The following is a 4,889-nucleotide window of genomic DNA, read 5'->3' as shown; positions in this document are numbered from 1 at the left end:
GTGCCTGGCGGTGGCAGGTGCGGCCGACATGGTCAGCGGCGTGTTCCGCGGCACGATCTGGAACCAGACCATTCCCAACACGCTGCGCGGGCGTCTGGCCGGCATCGAGATGATCAGCTACCTGACCGGCCCGCTCATCGGCAGCGCGCGCGCCGGCTTCATGGCCGACGCCTGGGGTGTGTCAGCCGCCGTCTGGATCGGCGGCGCGATCTGCTTCGCGGGCGTCATCGCCACCGGGTTCGCGCTGCCACGCTTCTGGGCCTATCGCAGCACACCGGTGGACGTTCCGGGAGCCGTAGTGGCCTGACCGTTGACGCGACGGTGCCGGGATTCACTTGCCGGTGAAGTTCGCGACATAGTAGGCCAGCACGTCCAGGTCCTGCACCGGCACCTGGCTCAGTGCCTCGGTCATCGCTCGCGTGTAGCCGGGCCGTTCGCCGGACTTGAAGCCCTGGAGCGTCGCGCGCACGTAGTCCTCCTTCTGGCCGCCGATGCGCGGCACGCCCTGGCCGCCCGCCAGATCGGTGCCGTGGCAGAACACGCACTTGTGCTGCTGCGCGAGGGCCTGCCCCTTGCTCATGCGCTCCGCATCGGGCGGCGCACCCGGCGCCGGCGCGGGCACCGGCGGCAGCGTGCCGATGAAGTCGGAGAAGCCTCGCAAGTCGGCGTCCTTCATCGGCTTGGCCAGCGCAATCATCGCGTCGTTGTTGCGGCGGCCCTCGCGGAACAGGAACAGCTGCGTGATCGTGTACAGCGACGGCTGGCCCGCCAGCACCGGCACGCCCGCCATGTCGCTGCGGCCGTTGGCGCCGTGGCAGGCGGCGCAGACGGCGCGAAAGCGCTCGGCGTAGTCAGCCGCGGCCGCCGCACCGGTGGCAGCCGCCGAGGCGGCGCTCGAGCGGGCGGCGGGCTTCTTCGTCTGCGCCTGCGCGTGCGCCCACGAGGTCGCCATCAGCAGGATGGCCAAGGTCGCGCTGCGCTGCCAGGCCCTCACGTCACTTGCCCTTGCCGCTGTAGCTGATGCGGTAGATCGCACCGGCGTGGTCGTCGCTGACGAGCAGCGAGCCGTCCTTCATCACGAGGAAGTCCACCGGCCGGCCGAGGTAGGTGTTGTTCTCGACGAAGCCCGTCATGAACGGCTCGACCTTGGCACCGCCCTTGCCGTCCGGCCGCGCCACGTAGACACCGTTGTACTTCTTCGTGCGGTTCCACGGCCCGTGGATGGCGATGAACATCGCGCCCTGGTACTTCGCCGGGAACATCTTGCCGGTGTAGAACTTCAGGCCGAGCGAGCCGGCGTGCGGGCCGAGCAGCGCGGCGGGCTTCACGAAGTCGTCGCACGACTTGCCCCATCCGAACTCAGGGTCGGGGATGTTGCCCTGGTGGCAATACGGATAGCCGAAGTGCTGCTTGCCGGGCTGCGTGACATGGTTCAGCTCGTCGTTCGGAATCTCCTCGCTGAGCCAGTCGCGGCCGTTGTCGGTGAACCAGAGGTCACCGGTCTTCGGATCGAAGTCGAAGCCGACCGTGTTGCGCACGCCCGAGGCGATCGTCTCGATGCCCGAACCGTCGAGCTTCATGCTGTAGATCTTCGCGTACTCGCCCGGATCGCAGATGTTGCAGGGCGCACCGATGTTGTAGTAGAGCTTGTCGTTGTGGACGCGCAGGTACTTCCAGCTGTGGTCGCTRCCGCCCGGCAGCTTGTCGTTCAGCACCGCGCTCGGTTCGCCGAGGTTGTCGAGCTTGTCCTCCACGTTGTCGTAGCGAACGATCTTCTTGTGGGTGGCGAAGAACAGCGAGCCCTTGTAGAACTCGATGCCGGTCGCCTGCTCGGTCTTGTCGATGATGACCTTCGGCTCGCGCTTGCCGTCGACAGCCTTCTCGGGCAGCACGTAGACCTTGTTGGCGACGAACAGCGTGCTGACGAAGATGTTGCCCTTGGCACCCTGGCGCAGCTCGCGCGCGTCGAGCACGCCCGAGGCCCAGGTCTCKACCTTGAAGCCGGGCGGCAGCTTGAACTTCGCGGTAGGCAGCTGGTCGGCCGCGGTCGGAATCGGAAACGCCGGCACCGGCGCCATCTTCATGGCCGTGTCGGTCTTGGGCCGGCCCTTGGCCCAGCCGGGTTCGGCATCCTGGGCGGAGGCCACTGCGGCTGCGCACATGAGCGGCAGCGCGGCGACGAACGAACGCAGGCGGATCTGATGCATGTCTCACTCCTGATGTGGTTGTGTGAGAAGCCATCGGCCCGCATGGTGACGAGCCCGTGGCCTCTGCGGTTATCAGTGTCGCGAGGGGGCATCTTGAGTCATGACCGTGGCGCTGTCCACCCGCGCCCGGGCACTCACCGAGCCTTCGGTGGCAAGCCCATCTTGGCCAGCGTCAGCGTCTCGTCGGCGCGACCCCAGCCGCCGTCGGCGACCTCTTCGACCAGCACCATCGAGAAGGGCCGGGCCTTCTCGCCGAAGTACTCGACGAACATGGCCGTGGTGCGGTGGATGATTTCTTCCTTGCGGGCGTGGTCGACGGTGCCCTCGGGGAACTTGAAATTGGCGAATGGCATGGGGTTCTCCTGTGGAGTGCAATGAAGGTGAAGGCATTCTTGTTGTTATCGAATGACGGATAAATGCCGCGCGGAAGCCATGTGAATTCCGCCATCGATAACAATCGGCGCATGGATCGCCTCGACACCCTGCTGCTGTTCACCCGCATCGTGGAGACCGGCAGCTTCAGCCGCGCCGCGGAGATGCTGGACATTCCGCGGCCCTCCGCCACCAACGCGATCAAGGAACTGGAGGGCCGGCTGGGGGTGCGGCTGCTCGATCGCACGACGCGCCAGGTGCGCCCCACCCACGACGGATCGGCCTACTACGAACGCTGCGTGCATGTGCTGTCGGAACTGGACGATGCCGAGGCCTCGCTCAAGCACGTGGCGGCCAACCCGCGTGGCACGCTGCGCGTGGACCTGCACGGCACCCATGCGATGCTGATCGTGCTGCCGCAGATCAACGACTTCCGCAGCCGCTATCCCGACATCGACCTCGTCATCAGCAGCGGCGACCGGCTGGTGGATCTCGTGCGCGAGGGCGTGGACTGCGTCGTGCGTGCCGGCCAGCTGCGCGATTCCAGCCTCATCGCGCGCCGGCTTGCCGTGCTGCCGCAAGTGCTGTGTGCCAGCCCCGACTACCTGGCCCGCTTCGGCACGCCCGGTCATCCCGACGAACTGGCCGACCACCAGATGGTGCGATTCTTCTCGAGCACCGGTGGCATCGACTATCCGCTGACGCTGCTGGTCGACGGCGTGGCCAGGGATTTCTCGCTGCGTGGCTGGGTCAGCGTCAACGATGCCGAGAACTAMGCGCTGTGTGCCAGGCGCGGCTGCGGCATCGTTCAACTGCCGCGCTTCCATGTGGACGAGGATCTGAAGTCGGGTCGCCTGGTGGAGCTGCTGCACGAGTGGCCCAGCCCGTCGATGCCGCTGTCGGCGCTCTATCCCTACCGGCGCCAGCTCTCGCCGCGGGTGCGGGTGTTCGTCGATTGGCTGGCGCAGCTTTATGAGCGTGCGTTTCCGGCCTGATCCGCGCTGGAAACCAGGCTGGCAACGCAGCCGGCTCTGCGCGGCCATTCCTCCCCCGCATCAGGGGAGGTTCAACTGCATCGCCGTGGAGTACACCGGGGCTCCAGCGCCCGCAAGGAGCCTCCATGAGCACCGACTTTCGCGCCCAGATCATCGCCCCGGCAGCGGCCTATGGGCAGGGCGACACCGGCCTGTTCCCGTTCGACCTGTTCGATCGCCAGTGCCTGGCGCAGGGCGATTCGTGGTTCTCGATCGGCTCGATTCCGCCGGGGCTCACGAGCAACGTGCTGGCCGAGCTGTGGCTTTCGCAGGCGGCGGTGATCGTCAATTGCGCGCGGCCGAGCAAGACGCTCGCGCACATGGCCGACGCGCTGTCGGAGACGATGTTCCTGCGGTTGCTGCGCGGGCCGTCGTCGTTCCAGTGGGATGCGATCCTGCTGTCGGGCGGCGGCAACGACCTGATCGATGCCGCGTCGGTCGGCCCCGATGCGCCGCGCGACCGGCGGCTGCTGCTGCGCGCCGACGAGCGCGCGGCCGTGCCGGCCGATGCGGCGGGCTACCTCAGCGAGGACGGCTGGCACACCTTCGAGCAGCACCTGGGCGAGGTCTTCGCGTGGTTCATCGCCGAACGCGCCTCGGGGCAGAACTGGCACACGCCGACGGTGCTGCACAACTACGCGCCGATCATGCCGAGGCCGAGTGGCGCGGGCTTTGTCAGCGGGCCGTGGCTGCAGCCGGCGCTGGTGGCCTTCGGTGTTCCGATCGACGACTGGGGCGATGTGGCGGCCGAGTTGATGGCGCGGCTGGATCAGTTGCTGCGCGGCCTGGTGGATGAGCACCTGGCGGCGGACCCGGCCGATACGCTGGTGATCGTCGACACGCAGTCGGCGGGGTTGGTGCTGGCGGACCCGACGGAGGAGGGCGTTTCCGGGGACTGGCAGAACGAGATCCACCCGACGCGGGAGGGCTACAAGAAGCTGGGTGTCGCCTGGCGGGCGGTGCTGGAGGGGTTGCTGTAGTTGCAGAGCCCGCGCTGGGTACGGCTCAGGGCAGCTCGAACTCCTTGAGATCGCTCCACAGGTACGACAGGTAGGCCTCGCGCACACCGGGCATCCGGCAGGCCTCCAGCAGCCCGGCGCACTGGTTTCGTGCCGAGATGTTGGCGGCCAGCCAATCGTCGATGGGCGCGCCGGCGGCCTGCGCGAGCAGGCCGGGCAGGAACACGAGGTCGAGGGCGCGCGGCGCCTGCGACGGCGCCCGCTCGGGCCGGTTGCTCGAGACCTCGTACCAGGTCTGGTACTACCAGGTCTGGTAC

Annotated in this window: 6 protein-coding genes and 1 pseudogene; 3 read left to right on the top strand and 4 right to left on the bottom strand. The window is 67.7% G+C overall.

Annotated elements, in window-relative coordinates; all coding sequences use genetic code 11:
• Positions 1–307 (top strand): annotated as a pseudogene (locus AC1D15_RS18210) (hypothetical protein); the annotation flags it as partial.
• 24 nt (positions 308–331) lie between these two features.
• Here AC1D15_RS18210 and AC1D15_RS18205 read toward each other — a convergent pair.
• The 3 genes from AC1D15_RS18205 to AC1D15_RS18195 all read right to left on the bottom strand — a co-directional run bounded on the left by AC1D15_RS18205 (position 332) and on the right by AC1D15_RS18195 (position 2,560).
• The gene (locus AC1D15_RS18205; protein WP_477827087.1) at positions 332–994 is read right to left on the bottom strand and encodes a c-type cytochrome; all 663 of its coding nucleotides are present in this window, start codon (positions 992–994) and stop codon (positions 332–334) included.
• 1 nt (position 995) lies between these two features.
• A complete protein-coding gene (locus tag AC1D15_RS18200; RefSeq protein WP_477827086.1) occupies positions 996–2,207 on the bottom strand; it encodes a PQQ-dependent sugar dehydrogenase in 1,212 nt (403 codons plus the stop codon).
• Between the two features lie 134 nt (positions 2,208–2,341).
• Complete coding sequence (locus AC1D15_RS18195; RefSeq protein ID WP_465113265.1) at positions 2,342–2,560, bottom strand: tautomerase family protein; 219 nt, start codon at positions 2,558–2,560, stop codon at positions 2,342–2,344.
• A gap of 111 nt (positions 2,561–2,671) precedes the next feature.
• Here AC1D15_RS18195 and AC1D15_RS18190 point away from each other — a divergent pair, with 111 nt between their 5' ends.
• Entirely contained in the window at positions 2,672–3,574 is a 903-nt protein-coding gene (locus AC1D15_RS18190; RefSeq protein ID WP_477827085.1) for a LysR family transcriptional regulator, read from the top strand.
• 125 nt (positions 3,575–3,699) lie between these two features.
• Entirely contained in the window at positions 3,700–4,593 is an 894-nt protein-coding gene (locus tag AC1D15_RS18185) for an SGNH/GDSL hydrolase family protein (RefSeq protein WP_465113266.1), read from the top strand.
• 25 nt (positions 4,594–4,618) lie between these two features.
• On the opposite strand, the gene AC1D15_RS18180 is transcribed toward AC1D15_RS18185, so the two are convergent.
• Positions 4,619–4,798 carry a hypothetical protein gene (locus AC1D15_RS18180; protein WP_477827084.1) on the bottom strand — a complete coding sequence of 60 codons (180 nt, stop codon included), beginning with the start codon at positions 4,796–4,798 and terminating at the stop codon, positions 4,619–4,621.
• Positions 4,799–4,889 lie beyond the last annotated feature (91 nt).

The organism is Rhizobacter sp. P2_H2, assembly GCF_056403375.1.
Note: the sequence above shows the minus strand (reverse complement) of the source record. Positions and strands in the feature narration are given on the sequence as shown.